The sequence below is a fragment of the Lysinibacillus sp. SGAir0095 genome (assembly GCF_005491425.1).
Lineage (GTDB): Bacteria > Bacillota > Bacilli > Bacillales_A > Planococcaceae > Ureibacillus.
Map to the genome: position 1 here is coordinate 977,009 of NZ_CP028083.1, position 17,112 is coordinate 994,120.

17 protein-coding genes are annotated in these 17,112 nt (G+C 36.4%); 15 read left to right on the plus strand and 2 right to left on the minus strand.

Features of this window, described 5'->3' with window-relative positions; genetic code table 11:
• Positions 1 to 36: 36 nt before the first annotated feature.
• From C1N55_RS04850 to C1N55_RS04885, 8 genes are all read left to right on the plus strand, one after another.
• The gene (locus C1N55_RS04850; RefSeq protein ID WP_137727770.1) at positions 37 to 411 is read left to right on the plus strand and encodes a hypothetical protein; all 375 of its coding nucleotides are present in this window, start codon (positions 37 to 39) and stop codon (positions 409 to 411) included.
• On the plus strand, positions 408 to 1,076 hold the full coding sequence (locus tag C1N55_RS04855; RefSeq protein WP_137727771.1) for a hypothetical protein: 669 nt from the start codon (positions 408 to 410) through the stop codon (positions 1,074 to 1,076). The genes C1N55_RS04850 and C1N55_RS04855 overlap by 4 nt, the downstream gene beginning before the upstream one ends.
• A gap of 7 nt (positions 1,077 to 1,083) precedes the next feature.
• Entirely contained in the window at positions 1,084 to 1,530 is a 447-nt protein-coding gene (locus C1N55_RS04860) for a hypothetical protein (protein WP_137727772.1), read from the plus strand.
• A gap of 36 nt (positions 1,531 to 1,566) precedes the next feature.
• Positions 1,567 to 2,163 carry a hypothetical protein gene (locus C1N55_RS04865; RefSeq protein ID WP_137727773.1) on the plus strand — a complete coding sequence of 199 codons (597 nt, stop codon included), beginning with the start codon at positions 1,567 to 1,569 and terminating at the stop codon, positions 2,161 to 2,163.
• A 78-nt stretch (positions 2,164 to 2,241) separates the two neighbouring features.
• Complete coding sequence (locus C1N55_RS04870) at positions 2,242 to 2,640, plus strand: pilus assembly protein (RefSeq protein WP_137727774.1); 399 nt, start codon at positions 2,242 to 2,244, stop codon at positions 2,638 to 2,640.
• Complete coding sequence (locus C1N55_RS04875) at positions 2,637 to 3,275, plus strand: Tad domain-containing protein (protein ID WP_137727775.1); 639 nt, start codon at positions 2,637 to 2,639, stop codon at positions 3,273 to 3,275. The genes C1N55_RS04870 and C1N55_RS04875 overlap by 4 nt, the downstream gene beginning before the upstream one ends.
• A gap of 283 nt (positions 3,276 to 3,558) precedes the next feature.
• Positions 3,559 to 3,768 (plus strand): helix-turn-helix transcriptional regulator, encoded by a 210-nt coding sequence (locus C1N55_RS04880; protein WP_137727776.1) that lies wholly within the window; start codon positions 3,559 to 3,561, stop codon positions 3,766 to 3,768.
• Entirely contained in the window at positions 3,761 to 4,063 is a 303-nt protein-coding gene (locus tag C1N55_RS04885; protein WP_137727777.1) for a hypothetical protein, read from the plus strand. The genes C1N55_RS04880 and C1N55_RS04885 overlap by 8 nt, the downstream gene beginning before the upstream one ends.
• A 133-nt stretch (positions 4,064 to 4,196) precedes the next feature.
• Here C1N55_RS04885 and C1N55_RS04890 read toward each other — a convergent pair whose 3' ends face one another.
• Positions 4,197 to 4,622 (minus strand): VOC family protein, encoded by a 426-nt coding sequence (locus C1N55_RS04890; RefSeq protein WP_137727778.1) that lies wholly within the window; start codon positions 4,620 to 4,622, stop codon positions 4,197 to 4,199.
• A 218-nt stretch (positions 4,623 to 4,840) separates the two neighbouring features.
• Between C1N55_RS04890 and secA the strand changes: the two genes are divergently transcribed.
• The 3 genes from secA to C1N55_RS04905 all read left to right on the plus strand — a co-directional run bounded on the left by secA (position 4,841) and on the right by C1N55_RS04905 (position 9,524).
• On the plus strand, positions 4,841 to 7,345 hold the full coding sequence (secA, locus tag C1N55_RS04895) for a preprotein translocase subunit SecA (protein WP_137730538.1): 2,505 nt from the start codon (positions 4,841 to 4,843) through the stop codon (positions 7,343 to 7,345).
• Positions 7,346 to 7,528: 183 nt separating this feature from the next.
• A protein-coding gene (gene prfB / locus C1N55_RS04900) for a peptide chain release factor 2 (RefSeq protein WP_137730539.1) occupies positions 7,529 to 8,633 on the plus strand; the annotation gives its coding sequence in 2 pieces (ribosomal slippage) (positions 7,529 to 7,600 and positions 7,602 to 8,633; 1,104 coding nt in all).
• A gap of 516 nt (positions 8,634 to 9,149) precedes the next feature.
• Complete coding sequence (locus C1N55_RS04905; protein ID WP_137727779.1) at positions 9,150 to 9,524, plus strand: YhjD family protein; 375 nt, start codon at positions 9,150 to 9,152, stop codon at positions 9,522 to 9,524.
• An 11-nt stretch (positions 9,525 to 9,535) separates the two neighbouring features.
• On the opposite strand, the gene C1N55_RS04910 is transcribed toward C1N55_RS04905, so the two are convergent.
• Positions 9,536 to 10,039, minus strand: a complete 504-nt coding sequence (locus C1N55_RS04910) for a competence protein ComK (protein ID WP_137727780.1) — start codon at positions 10,037 to 10,039, stop codon at positions 9,536 to 9,538.
• A gap of 308 nt (positions 10,040 to 10,347) precedes the next feature.
• Between C1N55_RS04910 and C1N55_RS04915 the strand changes: the two genes are divergently transcribed.
• From C1N55_RS04915 to C1N55_RS04930, 4 genes are all read left to right on the plus strand, one after another.
• Entirely contained in the window at positions 10,348 to 10,614 is a 267-nt protein-coding gene (locus tag C1N55_RS04915) for an IDEAL domain-containing protein (protein WP_137727781.1), read from the plus strand.
• Positions 10,615 to 10,906: 292 nt separating this feature from the next.
• Positions 10,907 to 12,886: an excinuclease ABC subunit UvrB gene (uvrB, locus tag C1N55_RS04920; protein ID WP_137727782.1), complete on the plus strand. Its 1,980-nt coding sequence runs from the start codon at positions 10,907 to 10,909 to the stop codon at positions 12,884 to 12,886.
• A 6-nt stretch (positions 12,887 to 12,892) separates the two neighbouring features.
• The gene (uvrA, locus tag C1N55_RS04925) at positions 12,893 to 15,760 is read left to right on the plus strand and encodes an excinuclease ABC subunit UvrA (RefSeq protein ID WP_137727783.1); all 2,868 of its coding nucleotides are present in this window, start codon (positions 12,893 to 12,895) and stop codon (positions 15,758 to 15,760) included.
• Positions 15,761 to 15,855: 95 nt separating this feature from the next.
• Positions 15,856 to 17,079, plus strand: coding sequence for an SHOCT-like domain-containing protein (locus C1N55_RS04930; protein WP_137730540.1), 1,224 nt, complete (start codon positions 15,856 to 15,858; stop codon positions 17,077 to 17,079).
• Positions 17,080 to 17,112 lie beyond the last annotated feature (33 nt).

Consider the following 17,112-nt stretch of genomic DNA (forward strand, 5'->3'; position numbering starts at 1 on the left):
AAGAGTGCATTGAATAAGAAATGTAGGTGTATAAAAATGTTTAATGCTATTAAGTTTTTTCAAGCGATAGGGGCTTCGTTTTTAGTGACCGTAATTGTTTCCTTTCTATTAGGTTTCTTTCAAATTGGCCATTTTGGATTTTTCCTCTTTCTTCAAACGATTATTACATATGGAAGCATGGGTTTTTTTGCCTCTAAATGGAATAGTGAAACCCCGTATACTGCTGCTTATTTAGGAGCAGTGATCATGTCATTTATTAGCATACTTCTCTCTCATTTTGTGTTTCACATTTATATTTTTACAGACCCTAATGGAATAGCAAGAAGTATGTCTATTGCAGTTTTGGTTAGCTTGCTAGTTGCCTATATATGCACGCTTATTAGAACGAAAAGAGAAGAGGTTCTCCAATGATTCGTGAAATTCTTGATATTTATAATCGTAATTGGAGTCAAATATTATTTTGGTCTATATTGATTATCTTGCCAGTAACGATGATCACATTTTTAAGTATGATTTACGTATCGGGTTCGGAAAATTCAATAGCACCTCATTACTTTTCAGGTCTTGCCATTTTCTTGAATTTTATTTTATGTATCCCACCTTTTCTGAAAATGGTCATCGTCGATCGTCAAGATGAAACCGTAAAACCTGCTGAGGGAATCGTTTTTTTCTGGAAGCAATTTGGATTGCTCCTGGCGGTATCGAGTATTTTATATTTCATCGCTTTTATAGGAATGTATTTGTTGTTTATTCCAACAATTATCGCTTTCATCTTACTAATCGTTTTCCCATTCTTCTCGGAAGGTCCTAGTATTCGGGAGATTTTCTATCAATCGGCCAAGGCCATTAAAAGAGAGAATATCGCGTTAATAGGAGACATTTTGGTTATTGTATTTGTTAATTTGGGGATATGGCTAATTGTTTTGCTGTTCTTGGAGCAGTATGATAATAACCTTCTAGCATATTTACTGATTCGGATACTAGTGAATATTCTTGTCTTCCCCATTTTCTATATCTACTTAACGCTAAGATTTCGAAAAAATGAAGCTATTTTGCTAGCTGCTGAAAGATGGTGATAAAACTATGGAGAAAGTATTACATCCACATGAGGGAGTAATGGATTTTAAGAAGTTCAATTTATTTTTAATGATTCTCTTTTCCTTTATTACGCTTGGTGCCTATATTGGAGTGTGGTTTTTACAGCATAAAGATCGTTTTGAACAATTTACAAAAAGGACAGAGCTCTATTTTGGATGGTGGAAGTTTTTCACGATCTTTTCCTTTGTCTTTTTATTTATCAAACTGTTCGGCACCTTGGTGTTAAGTGATTATGGTATAGTGAATATTCAATCTTATGAGACAATCTTTAACTTCTTTTTTATAGGGCTGCTTTACTATTCTATTTTTAGATTAAAAGATTGTATAGAAGAGGAATATGATCTGTACTTGAATAAATATCTAATCTTTATTTTCCATATTTTTTATATTCAATTTAAATTAAATCAAGTACATTCAACTTCAAAGCAATAAACCTTGACACATATTTGATAAAAGGAGGAGAGTGTGTTGAAAAAGGATGCCAATATAGTAAGGTTCGAGAATAATCGAATCATTATCACTTTTTTTGTGCATGTCATGATTGGGGGATTATGTAGTTTTGCACCGGATGGCAACATCTGGCTCTGGCTTGGAATCAATCTAGCATTAGCCCTCGTCTTTGCACTGGTTAATTATATGATATGGAATGTTCATAAAAATAATAGTAAACGTTACTTTTCGTTACATACCTTTGTTATGCTGCTTGGAATTGCTTATTATATGATGACACCTGCCTTTAGAGGGCTATATCCATCGATCTTTTTTTGGTTATTGTTGTTTATCACCATTGTTCTAATTGGGTTCTTAATTATTAAATATGATGCAGTAACCAATGCTTTTGTAAATCCAGGAGATTCATGGTTTATAAAAATAGTAGTCATCTATGGGAGTATAGTTTTTATCTCAGGTGGTCTTTTATGGGCTTACATGAATGCTACGGAGACAGGTCCATTTGCTCCTGTAGCAATCATCTTATTTTTCATTGGGATTTTTCTTGTGATGATTGCACCTATTATGCTGGCAACACCTGAGCGAGTTAAAGAATTAGAAAAGCAAAGATACTAGTCTCGAATAGTTTCTATTTCAAGTTTTCTGCTCTTGAAGTGAAATGATTGGTAAATGTACATAAGGGAGGCGATTTGATTGAAAATAAGAAAACGTCTAAAAGATGAAAGAGGATCGCTTTCCATTGAGTTTCTAGGAATTCTTCCATTATATTTCTTACTCTTTCTCCTACTTTGGCAGGTAGTAGCTTCAGGCTATGCCGTGATTAGTTTAAAAGCGGTGGCGTCTGATGCGGCTCAAGTTTATGCTGTGTCGGAGGATTACTATGAAACGAAAGAAGTGATTGATCAATCAATTGCTGGCTCTTCTCTTTTACAAAGTCATTCTTTTGTCATACAAAATGTCTCGGGAAGCGGGGATCTATTTGAAATTAAGATTACGGCTCGTCACCCATTAGTCTTTTTGCCAGATTCAATGGCGAGTCTAGCATCAATTACCATTGATTCTGAGGCAACAGGAAAGGTGCTTGTCCCATGAAGCATCTAGAGAATGAAAAGGGAAGTGCCGCAATATTTTTATTGTGGATCATGACAGTCATTATTGTATTGACACTCATCATTGTCAATGTTGCAAAGGTCTATGCCGTAAAACAACAAGCATCCACTGCTGCGCAACTTGGCGCCTTTGCTGCGACAAGTGAAATTTTGTTCGCCACAGAGGAAGCCATTAAGGACTTTGATGAAGCGATGATGGAAACTCTTGGAGAAGGCGAAGAGTATGAAGCATTATGGGATGAAATCGATGAGCGAAAAAATAGCTACATGGCAAGTGGATCTGGAGAAGAGCGAGCATATATAAAAGCATTAAATGAAATGTTGCCATCAAGACTTGGAAACCCGATATTAAAAGAGTTTTTTAACGCCAAGTTCCGCGTAGACGCTGCCCTTAGTACGAAGATTTATAATACCGTACGAACAGTCGTGAGGGAAAATGAAGGAAATGAAGAACATCTCGAAGTTTTCATTTCAAAGGAAAAGTACCGAGTTGAAGTTAAAACCGACTCCACCTACGAAACAATCGCAGTTGGCGAATATATAAATTCATTTACAAAAGATATCCCGCAAAAAGGATACGGGCCAGAATTATCCTTTTTAGAATATGTATTAAATTAAAGTCACTCCAAAGGAAATTCTTTTGGAGTGATTTTTTGTGTAGAAAAATGAATTGGCGGATATTCGACAAAAAGTGGCGGAAATAACTAATAAAGTGGCGGATATTCGACAAAAGTTGGCGGAAATAATTAATAATTTGGCGGATATCTTTAACCTATCATTCTGCTGGCAAATCCTTCTATTATTTCTATGGTATGTAGCATGTAAAGCTTCCTTGACAACGTAAGGAATGTAAAGTATCCTTTACGTAAAGGTACCTTTACATTTGAGGCGAGGTGAGAACTTGCAAAACCGCATTAAAGATTTGCGTCAAAAATATGATTTAACCCAAGATGAGCTTGCTGAAAAGCTTGAAGTCTCTAGACAGACGATTATTTCATTAGAAAAAGGGCGGTATAATCCGTCGCTTATACTTGCTTATAAAATTGCTACAATGTTCGAAATGCAAATTGAAGACGTATTTATTTTCGAGGAGGGAATGAGAAATGGATAATTTTTGGGTGGCCTTGTTATTTTGGATTGTTTTAGGATTATTTATTGTGAGTACCTTTTATCTAACAAGAAGGATGATGAAGAAGAAAAAGCAATATGATGAAAGATTCGTTTTAAATGATCATTTAGCTCGATCTTATAGCTGGATGGGTTCATTAGGTGTCATTTTTGTTGTTTGGTTTTTATCACTTTTTGTTTTCCATTCCCTAATTGCCTTTTGGCTCATAACTGTAATTTACGTAGGGCATATGGTCTCATATACAATTGGTGCTGTCATTGCAAATTCGAGAAACTAGTTGAAAATGGTATTTAGAATGGAGCATATAAATTTTCTCATTGTGTTTACTTACCTCATAATGTGATAAACAAAAAATAGGAATCCTTCCTTTCATTTTGAAAAGAGAGGATTCCTATCTATTAAACTAGAATTTAAAACTGTTCTCCACTATCTAAACTTACTTGCCATTCAATGCCAAACTTATCCTTTACTGCTCCGTAGCATTTACTCCAGAATGTTTCCTGCAGCTCCATTGTTACAGTGCCGCCTTCTTTTAATCTTTCGAAGCTTGAACGAAGGATCTCTTCATCGTCACTTATTACAGCTAGCGTGATATTGTTTCCTTCAACAAAAGGAGAACCCGGCCAAGTATCTGAGAACATTACACGACTTCCGAGAATATCCAATCTTGTGTGCATGACCAAATTCTTTGCTTCTTCAGGCATTTCATAATTGGGATCTTTTGGTGCTTCGCCAAACGTCATAATTTTAGGTTTTTCCGTTTTGAAAACTTCTGCATAAAATTCAGCTGCTTCTCTACAATTGCCATTGAAATTTAAATACACTTCGATTGCCATCATAACACCCCTAGAAAATTTGAATAATTTAACTGTGACATAGAAACCATAGATTAGTCAAAAAATACACACTATTCTAACGTTTAGTTTACAAAATTCAGAATTGTTTATAATTGTTTGTGTTCCTGGTCCACACAATATATGGCACGCACATTTGCACCTACTCTATAGGAAATGATAAAATGAGTATTGAGACTATATGGGAAGTGAAAAAATCCATGGCAAACATTTTAAATAAAATTTTTGATCCAAACAAAAGAGAAGTAAAAAAATTAACGAAAATAGCTGATCAGGTAGAAGCATATGCTTCTCAAATGGAACAACTGAATGATGAAGATCTAAAAGAAAAAACAACAGAATTCAAGGATCGCTATCAAAAAGGCGAAACATTGGAGCAACTACTTCCGGAAGCATTTGCAGTCTGTCGCGAAGCTGCACGCCGTGTGCTGGGCATGTATCCTTTCCGCGTACAAATCATGGGTGCTTCAACATTAAATGAAGGTAACATTGCAGAAATGAAAACCGGGGAAGGGAAAACATTAACTTCCACAATGTCTGTTTATTTAAATGCACTAACTGGAAAAGGCGTTCATGTGGTAACAGTCAACGAGTACCTTGCTACACGTGATGCTACGGAAATGGGAGAGCTTTATAATTTCCTTGGTTTAACTGTAGGCTTAAATTTAAATAGCCTGACGAAGGACGAAAAACGTGAGGCCTATGCTGCAGATATTACATATAGTACGAATAACGAACTTGGATTCGACTATTTACGCGATAATATGGTTGTTTACAAGGAAGAGCGCGTGCAACGACCTCTACACTATGCAGTAATTGATGAAGTTGACTCAATCTTAATTGATGAAGCCCGTACCCCATTAATTATTTCTGGACAAGCTGGAAAAACGGCGCAGCTTTATGTGCAATCCAACATGTTTGTGAGTAGGTTAAAGGCTGAAGAAGATTACACTTATGATGAGTCAACTAAAGGCGTTACTTTAACTGAAAACGGTATCGGGAAAGCAGAAAAAGCTTTTGGTATTGATAATTTATTTGATTTATCCCATGTCCGTTTATTACATGCCATTAATCAATCTTTAAAAGCACATATTTCTATGCACCGTGATGTAGATTATGTTGTTCAAGATGGCGAAATTATCATTGTTGATGGCTTTACTGGGCGTTTGATGAAAGGTCGTCGCTATTCTGATGGGCTTCACCAGGCTATCGAAGCTAAAGAAGGCGTAGATATTCAAAATGAATCCATGACAATGGCTACGATTACGTTCCAAAACTACTTCCGTATGTACGAAAAGCTATCTGGTATGACAGGTACTGCTAAAACGGAGGAAGAAGAATTCCGCAACATTTACAATATGCAGGTTGTGGTAATTCCAACAAACAAACCAATTGCTCGTGATGACAAAGCAGACTTAATCTTTGCTACAATGAACGGGAAGTTTAATGCGGTTGCGGCAGAAATTGCTGAACGCTATAAAAAGGGACAACCTGTATTAGTAGGTACAGTTGCCATTGAAACGTCAGAAATTATTTCAAATTTATTAGATAAACATAAAATTCCCCATAATGTTTTAAATGCGAAAAACCATGAACGCGAAGCCGAAATTATTGCCAATGCAGGTAATAAGGGGGCGGTAACAATTGCCACTAACATGGCTGGTCGTGGTACGGACATTAAGCTTGGAGATGGTGTTCTTGATCTTGGAGGATTAGCTGTTATCGGTACGGAGCGTCACGAATCTCGCCGTATTGATAATCAGTTGCGTGGTCGTTCTGGTCGTCAAGGGGATCCAGGGGTAACGCAATTCTATCTTTCTCTTGAAGATGATTTAATGCGACGTTTTGGTTCTGATAAAATGAAAACGATGATGACTAGACTTGGAATGGATGATAACCAGCCAATCCAATCAGGTATGGTATCCAAAGCTGTAGAATCTGCGCAAAAACGTGTGGAAGGAAATAACTTTGATGCACGTAAACGTTTATTGCAATACGATGATGTTCTACGTCAACAACGTGAGGTTATCTATAAAGAACGTCGCGATGTTTTAGAAACTGAAAACATGCGTGCTCTTGTGGAATCAATGATACAGGAATCTATCGAAAATATTGTGGCCGTTCATACCCAGGGCGAACAAGAAGAGTGGAACTTAAAATCGCTGGAAGATTATATTCAAGCGAATTTATTAGAAGAAGGTGCTATTAAAGTAAGTGATCTTGAAGGTAAATCACCGGAAGAAATCATTGCCTTTATCTTTGCAGAAGTTCAAAAACGCTATGACGAAAAAGAAGAAATGCTGACACCTGAACGTATGCGTGAATTCGAAAAGGTAATCTTACTGCGTTCTATTGATACAAAATGGATTGATCATATCGATGCAATGGATCAATTACGTCAAGGGATTCACCTACGTGCTTACGGACAAACAGATCCATTACGGGAATATGAACAAGAAGGATTTGCGATGTTTGAAGACATGGTCGCTGCCATTCGTGAGGATGTAACAAAATACGCACTGAAAGCACAAATTCGCAGCAACCTGGAACGTGAAGAGGTTGCCAAAGGACAGGCTGTGAACCCGAAAGAAGAAGCAGCCCCGAAGAAAAAGCAACCTGTTCGTAAAGCAGAAAACATAGGTCGTAATGATCCATGTCCTTGTGGCAGTGGCAAGAAATTTAAAAACTGTCATGGTGCGGAGTAAGCTCATAACTTATAAAGCAAGTCGAAGTTAATGGTGTAGAATTGTTTGTTATAAAAAAGAATTTCACCATTTACTACAAATGAATTTTAACAACAAACTTTTGAACCGTAGTCATCTTTTTCATCATTGATTAGATGGCACGGTTCTCACAGTTTTAAATAATAGTACGGGGGATTATAAATGATCGAATTATCAGAAGTGAGAAATGTATTGGAAACTACAGCCTCAAAATTGGCGGATTTCAGGGGGTCTCTTTGACTTAGAAAACAAGGAGGCACGTATTCAAGAATTAGATGAAATGATGCTAATGCCGGATTTTTGGAATGACCAAAATGGAGCACAAACGGTTATTAATGAAGCAAATGGGTTAAAAGCGATTGTGAATGAATTTAACGACCTTTTGACAACTCAAGAAAATCTGGAAATGACGTTGGAGCTCCTAAAAGAAGAGCCGGACGAAGATCTTCAAGAGGAATTAGGAAGTGAACTTGAAGATTTTCAAAGTAAAATGGATGGCTTTGAGCTGCAAATGCTATTAAGTGAGCCTTACGACAAAAATAACGCTATTTTAGAGCTACACCCTGGTGCAGGTGGTACAGAATCACAGGACTGGGGTTCGATGCTATTACGTATGTATACGCGTTGGGCTGAAAAACATGGCTTCAAGGTAGAGACAATGGATTATTTACCAGGTGACGAAGCAGGGATTAAATCTGTAACTCTGTTAATTCAAGGACATAATGCATACGGTTATTTAAAAGCAGAAAAAGGTGTCCATCGTTTAGTGAGAATTTCACCTTTTGACTCTGCTGGAAGACGCCATACATCCTTCGTTTCATGTGATATTATGCCGGAGTTCAATAATGAAATTGAAATCGATATTCGCACGGAAGACTTAAAAATTGATACGTATCGTGCAACAGGTGCGGGTGGACAGCACATTAACACAACGGATTCCGCTGTTCGTATTACCCATACTCCAACAGGTGTGGTTGTATCCTGCCAAGCTGAACGTTCACAAATCAAAAACCGTGAAAAAGCGATGAACATGCTAAAAGCCAAGTTATATCAACTTGAAATTGAAAAACAGCAAGCTGAACTTGATGCAATTCGTGGAGAGCAAAAAGAAATTGGCTGGGGTTCTCAAATTCGTTCGTATGTTTTCCATCCTTATTCGATGGTAAAAGATCACCGTACAAATTTTGAAACAGGAAATGTCCAAGGGGTAATGGATGGCGATTTAGATGCCTTCATCAATGCCTATCTTCGTTCTCGTATCGGCCAATAATGAAAAAATAAAACCTTTTTCGCAATGTAACGTACTTTGCGAAAAAGGTTTATTTAAAAATGATGGGTATTAATGTCTGTTGTTTTCCTCTTTTAGAATAAATATGTCTGCTTTAATAGAGTTGAATTCGGTAGCTAAAATGCCTATTCTTCCTTCTACCTTTTTGCTTTTATCTATAAGTTCTACATGATTATCATCCGTTTTTAGATTCAGATCATGATATTGGTGATCCAAATTTATGCGATATCTCCAAAACTGCTTGTAATACTTGATCTATTAGAGTCCTCCCATTATATTTTTGTGCTGTCATCTAATTTGCTAATAAAATCGGTTATATAGCAAAATTATATTTCAAACAAAATTTTCTTCAATATATTATTTAGTTAATCCCTGATCTAGTTGCTTTTGGATGCTTACATTAAAACCATTAATTACCTCCATATTGTAATTGCATTATTTCAAATCTGTTGTATTATAATAATAAGAACAAACGTTCTATTATTAGGAGGGTTTTTAATGGCACATATCCCCATTGAGGCTGTCCCATATCTAGAAGCGGCAATTTATTTACCAATGCTACTTATCGTATTAGAAAATGATCAAGCACAAATAGAGACTGGGCAGTTTAAATTAAAGCGTCCATATATTTATTTGATTGATGAGGCAAGAAAATACGCAGAAATTGAGTTGAGAAAAACAAAAGCGTATTTAAAAGGTCATCAATTGAGAGTTGTTCAGGGTAAGCGAGACGAAATGTTTACTGAGTATCAATTTCATTATAAGCAAGTAATGGATGTAAGAAGATATTCGAATATACGTTTAAGAAACCATGTTGAAGATTTACTCAAATCATACCTAACTAATGCTTCAAATACTAATCCAAAATTATAGGCTTGAAAGGTTTAAGAGGTTTTATTTTGAATCATCATTTTTAGTTGGGAAGAATATTTGTAAAGCATTGTTGCATATACGTACTGGGAATTTAGAGATGTAATACTAACAGGAAGTGTCTTTTCCTTTCCATCTAGCAGTGTAATTTCTGAAGGATGTTTATTAACTCCAATGTTAGCAATACCATGAAGTCCGACCCAAATATTATTTGGCGATGTAGGAGAATAGATTGGGAATAAAATATTTGGTTTTCCGTCATGAGCAATCAGAATAGGTAATTTGTGTTTATCTTTTCCAAAGAATTCCTTTGAGAATTTTATTGCACTTTTATAGTTGTACCCTAATACGTCACAGGAGCGACGAACTATGTAAAACGGCTTCCGTTCTACGATAAATTCTCCTTTTTTATCATAAACATAAGAGTAAATTTTTTCACCGCACATAATTGGTTCGATTAAATAAGTATCTAAAGTAATATGATACGATTTAAGAACCGGTACATTTTTTTTGAACATTAAAAACTCCTCCTTTAATAATTTAATAATACTGAGCAACGAATTTAATAATGCTAAATAACCGATTTGATAAAATCATAATATGAATTTTTTACCAATACAATTGAATATTTTGACAATTTTTCGAAATTATATTTATATAATAATATTACGGTATTTACAGGTAATATAGTGAAAATTAAAAAGTATTAATCAATTGGGTAGGAAATTCTTCCTTTTCGATGAAAAAATAAATCTATTTTTCAGAAAATATTGCAAATTGATACCTGATTTTTTATAATAGAAAAAAGGGAATCGGGGTGATATCGATGGATAAATATTATTCATACACAGATTTTCTTAAAGCAGTTGGGAACTATCAACATGCAAACGAATCTGAAAAGTTATTGAATGACATTTATTTGGACTTGTTTTTGAACCGGATGCAAAGATTGCAAAGAATTGAACAGCTGAAAGATCTCATCGATAGTGCATTGGATGAAAGAAACAAAGAAGCTTTTTATGAGTACACAAAAGAGTTAAGTGAATTACAAGAAACTCAAGAAATGGAAGAGACGCAAGAGTCGGTAATGTAGATGAAAATAATACTTAAGAAGTCGCCATGGCAGTAGTCCCTTTAGTGGGATGTAAAACCGAGGGCGACTTTTTTGTGTTTGAATTGAACAGAAGGATGGAAAAGAATACAAAAGAAATAGTCAATTTCAAATCCAGATGTTTTAAATATTAAAATTTAGAAAATAGTAGAAGTAGGATAAGTGATAGGAAGAAATGAATTATTTAAAAACGTACGTTCGCATATTTCTCGTAATTTTAAAAAGGATATGCTAAAATAAATATACAAGATTTGGATGGAAGGACGAACAAAAAATGGCCACTTTTGACTTACAATCCGCATACAAACCGAGTGGCGATCAGCCCAATGCGATAGAAGAGCTTGTGAAGGGCGTTCAAGAAGGTAAAACACATCAAACCTTACTCGGAGCAACAGGTACAGGGAAAACATTTACAATTTCCAATGTTATACAGGAAGTAAAAAAGCCAACGCTAGTAATTGCACATAATAAAACATTAGCAGGACAGCTATATAGTGAATTTAAGCAATTCTTCCCCAACAATGCAGTTGAATACTTTGTTAGTTACTACGATTACTTTCAGCCAGAAGCGTATGTACCACAAACAGATACATACATCGAAAAAGACTCCAGTATTAATGACGAGATTGATAAATTAAGACACTCTGCAACATCATCACTTTTTGAAAGAGATGATGTAATTATCATCGCATCTGTATCCTGTATTTATGGTTTAGGGAATCCAGAAGAATATCGGGAAATGGTTGTATCGGTTCGAACAGGAATGGAAATAGAGCGAAATCAATTGTTGCGAAAATTAGTAGATATCCAATATGAAAGAAATGATGTCAATTTTACAAGGGGTACATTCCGTGTAAGAGGAGATGTCGTCGAAATATTCCCAGCATCCCGAGATGAAAAATGTCTGCGTGTAGAATTTTTCGGAGATGAAATAGACCGGATTCGGGAAGTGGATGCCCTAACGGGGGAAATCTTAGGGGATCGTGATCATGTAGCCATTTTCCCGGCATCCCACTTCGTAACCCGCGAGGAAAAAATGGTAAAAGCCATTGAGAACATTGAAGTAGAACTAGAACAACAATTAGAAAAATTCCGTACTGAGGATAAATTGTTAGAGGCACAGCGTTTAGAACAACGTACAAACTACGATTTGGAAATGATGCGTGAAATGGGGTTCTGTTCTGGAATCGAAAACTACTCCCGTCATCTAACATTAAGAGAAGCAGGGGCAACACCATATACATTACTCGACTACTTCCCAAAGGATTTTTTATTAGTTGTTGATGAGAGTCACGTAACATTACCCCAAATTCGTGGGATGTTTAACGGTGACCAAGCACGAAAAGGTGTTTTAGTGGATCATGGATTCCGTTTGCCATCAGCATTAGATAACAGACCATTGAGATTTGAAGAATTTGAACAGCATATTAATCAGGCAATTTATGTTTCTGCTACTCCAGGTCCGTATGAAATCGAGCATACACCAGACATGGTAGAACAAATTATTCGTCCGACAGGTTTACTTGACCCAACAATTGATGTCCGACCAATAGAAGGTCAGATTGATGATTTAATCGATGAAATTAATGAACGAGTGAGAAAACAGGAACGGGTGCTTATCACAACCTTAACGAAGAAAATGTCTGAGGATTTAACAGATTATTTAAAAGAACTGGGCATTAAAGTTGAATATCTTCATTCAGAAGTAAAAACATTGGAACGAATAGAAATTTTAAGAGAGCTGCGTAGAGGAACCTATGATGTGTTAGTAGGTATTAACTTGCTGCGTGAAGGGTTAGATATCCCTGAAGTCTCACTAGTAGCAATTCTGGATGCTGATAAAGAAGGTTTTTTACGTTCCGAACGTTCACTAATTCAAACGATTGGGCGAGCTGCCCGAAATTCAAATGGACATGTCATCATGTATGCGGATAATATAACTGATTCCATGAAAAAAGCACTTGATGAAACAAAACGTCGTCGTACTATTCAAGAAACTTATAACGAAGAGCATGGTATTACACCGAAGACAATTCAGAAAAAAATTCCAGAATTGATTCGTGCAACTCAAGCGGCAGAAGAAGAAGAGACATATGTTACAAAAGTAACAAAGGGCAAGAAAATGACGAAGTCCGAAATCGAGAAACTTGTTGCATCGCTTGAACTGGAAATGAAAGAAGCAGCAAAAGCACTTGATTTTGAACGTGCAGCTGAGTTGAGAGATACAATATTTGAACTGAAGGTAGAGGGATAAAGAACCGTGAAAAATACTGAAATAGTAGTGCAAGGGGCACGTTCAAATAATTTGAAAAATATTAATGTCACGATTCCTAGAGATAAGCTGGTTGTCATCACAGGCTTATCGGGTTCAGGAAAGTCATCATTGGCATTTGATACGATTTATGCAGAAGGGCAACGCCGATATGTGGAGTCCCTTTCTGCCTATGCAAGACAATTTTTAGGTCAAATGGATAAACCGGATGTCGATTCGATTGAGGGGTTATCCCCTGCCATTTCGATTGACCAAAAAACAACGAGTAAAAATCCTCGTTCTACTGTTGGGACAGTCACGGAAATTTACGATTATTTACGTCTGTTATTTGCACGAATCGGTAAACCGATTTGTCCAAACCATGGTACAGAAATAGCGTCTCAAACCATTGAACAAATGGTAGACCGATTATTAGAATATCCAGAAAGAACAAAAATGCAATTGTTGGCACCTGTTGTATCCGGCCGTAAGGGTGCACATGTCAAACTGCTTGAAGATTTAAAAAAGCAAGGATATGTCCGTGTACGTGTGGACGGAGAAATGCAGGATTTAGACGACTCGATTGAACTGGATAAAAATAAAAAACATAATATTGAAGTGATCATCGATCGTGTTGTTCTTAAAGAAGGAATTTCTTCACGTCTATTTGAATCCCTTGAAACAGCTTGTAATTTAGCTGATGGAAAGGTACTAGTGGATGTCATGGAGCACGAGGAATTATTATTTAGTGAACACCATGCTTGTCCATTATGCGGATTTTCAATTGGTGAATTAGAACCCCGCATGTTTTCTTTCAACAGTCCTTTTGGAGCTTGTCCTTCATGTGATGGGCTTGGAACTAAGCAAGAGGTTGACTTGGATTTGTTAATTCCAGATAGGGAAAGAACATTGGAAGAACACGCGATTGCTGCATGGGAACCAACAAGTTCTCAGTATTATCCACAGCTTTTAAAAGCCGTCTGTATACATTATGGAATTCCAATGGATGTGCCTGTATCACAAATACCAAAAAGTCAGATGGATAAAATTCTCTATGGCTCTGGTGGCGAAAAAATCCATTTTTATTATGAAAATGAGTATGGAAGTGTTCATAACAAAGACATCGAATTTGAAGGAGTAGTCCGTAATATTGAACGACGTTTCCGTGATTCAACTTCAGATTATGTTCGTGAGCAAATGCAAAAATACATGACAGAACAAGCTTGCCCATCCTGTAAAGGCTATCGTTTAAAGCCCGAAACGCTAGCAGTAAAAGTAGAGGGTTTACATATTGCAGAAGCAACAAGGCATTCCGTTGGTGATATGTTCGGATTTTTCTCAAATTTAACTCTTTCAGAGAAAGAGATGCAAATTGCAAGACTCATTATTCGTGAAATTACGGAGAGACTTAGCTTTTTGATTAATGTTGGATTAGACTACCTAACTCTTTCTCGCTCTGCAGGTACACTATCAGGTGGAGAGGCACAAAGGATTCGTCTAGCTACACAAATAGGTTCTCGTTTATCGGGAGTGCTTTATATTCTCGATGAACCATCGATTGGGTTGCATCAGCGAGATAATGATCGTCTAGTAGCAACAATGCAGGATATGCGTGATTTAGGAAATACATTGATTGTCGTGGAGCATGATGAGGATACAATGATTGCTGCAGATTACTTAATTGATGTAGGCCCAGGAGCAGGCGTACATGGTGGTGAAATAGTAGCTGCAGGTACACCAGAAGAAGTTATGGAAGATTCCGCATCCATTACTGGACAGTATTTAAGTGGCAAAAAATTTATTCCACTTCCAATCGAACGTAGGAAATCAGATGGGCGCAAGATAACGATAAAAGGTGCTACCGAAAACAATTTGAAGAATGTAAAAGTAGATATTCCTTTAGGGCAATTTATTGCTGTGACAGGAGTATCAGGCTCTGGTAAATCTACATTAATCAACGAAATTTTATACAAAGCACTGGCGAATAAATTAAATCGAGCACGAACAAAACCAGGTGCGCATAAAGAAATAACAGGAATTGAACATTTGGAAAAGGTTATTGATATTGACCAATCGCCTATAGGAAGAACTCCGCGTTCAAATCCAGCAACATATACTGGTGTATTTGATGATATTCGTGATCTTTTTGCATCTACCAATGAAGCAAAAATGCGTGGCTATAAAAAAGGTCGATTCAGCTTTAATGTCAAAGGCGGTCGCTGTGAAGCCTGTAGTGGAGATGGTATTATCCGGATCGAGATGCACTTCCTGCCAGACGTCTACGTCCCATGTGAAGTATGCCATGGAAAACGATATAATCGTGAAACATTAGAAGTACGTTATAAAGAAAAAAATATAGCAGAATTATTAGATATGACCATTGAAGATGCCGTAGTATTCTTCGAAAATGTACCAAAAATCCAAAGAAAACTTCAAACCATTGTGGATGTTGGACTCGGTTATATGAAGTTAGGACAACCTGCAACAACATTATCAGGTGGGGAAGCACAGCGTGTAAAACTTGCCTCTGAATTACATCGACGTTCAACTGGGAAATCAATCTATATCTTAGATGAACCTACAACAGGACTTCATGCACATGATATTGCAAGACTTCTGAAGGTTCTACAGCGTCTAGTAGAAAATGGTGATACAGTCCTTGTAATCGAACATAATTTAGATGTTATTAAAACAGCAGATTATCTAATCGACTTAGGTCCAGAGGGTGGAGAAAAGGGCGGTACAATTTTAGCCACAGGTACACCGGAAGAAATCGCGGCCAACGAAAAATCGTATACAGGACGCTATTTAAGAACTGTTTTAGAACGCGATCGAAAAAGAATGGACTCTCTACTAGCTGAGGCTTCAAATAAATAATAATAAATTTCGAAATGAAAAGATAATAAGTGAAACTTTTTGCCCTCCCTCAGCGTATAAGTAAGTATACAAATAGAGGGAGGCTTTTTTTGATAATGGAAAACGAACGTAAACGCATTTTAAAATTAGTTGAAGACGGAACAATTTCTGCTGAAGAAGCGATTGTTTTACTTGAGGCGTTAACAAAAGGACAAAAATCCAATCAATCTCCAATCGTTCCTCTAACAAAGAACACAGAGGAAGAAGCAAAAACTACAGAAGAACAAAGTGAAGCTTCATATCAACAAACAAATTATGAAGAAAAAAAATCTAAAACAACAGGCTTTGAAGATATCTTTGGCAAAGCATTCAATAATAAAGATGCAAATAAGAAAATGGATGAATTTATGAACGATTTAAAACAAGATCTCTCTCAATTTAGTGAACGAGTAATGGGATTAATGAATTCAACCTTTTCCAAAATAAAGGATTTCGATTTAGATTTTCCATTTGGTGAAAAAGTACAATTTGATAAAACTTATGCCTTTGATGCGAATGAAGTAAAGGGTATTGAAGTGGATATCCCAAACGGAAAAGTGGACCTTGTCAAATCAGAGGGCGAACAACTTATAGTGGAAACACATGTAAAAACTTCACTAATTGATCAGGATGAAGAAAAAACAAAAAAACAATTTGAAGAAAAATTTGTAAGTTTAACAAATGATAAATTAACAATTTCTGTTTCGACGAAGCTCTCTCAAGTTACATTAAGACTAGAGGTTCCGGAAAAATTATATGATCTTGTATTAATTCGTTTATTAAATGGTGGAGTGACAGTCCAAAACCTAGATTCAAAGCTAATTAAAGTAAAAACTTATAATGGTGCAGTAAAGGTGGATCAAGCATCCTTCCAACATGCGACGATTGAAACGGGTAATGGGGCAATCGATTTACGAAATGTGAAAGGCGAAGATTTAGAAGCAGAGACTGTCAATGGACGTATCTATATCGATGGTGAATTACAGGAAGTAGAAGCCGAATCGGTAAACGGGGCGGTAGTCATTACAACCAACGCAATAGATGCAAGAAAAGTAAAAGCACAAACCGTTGCAGGTGCAGTAGAACTCTATGTTCCAAAAACTCTATCATTGGATGGACAAGTGGCAACAAACTTTGGAAAAGCAGACGTAGGATTACCTGACGTCGAAACAAGATTAGAAGAAGATCAATTCTTCCTAAAAACCTATCACTTCGATAAAATCGCTGACAATGCCAATATTCTGAAATTAAACGGTGAATCAAGAACAGGCACAATTATCGTTCGCTACATCGCAGAATAACTTTAAAAACGAATCGCAAATGTAAACTGCCCC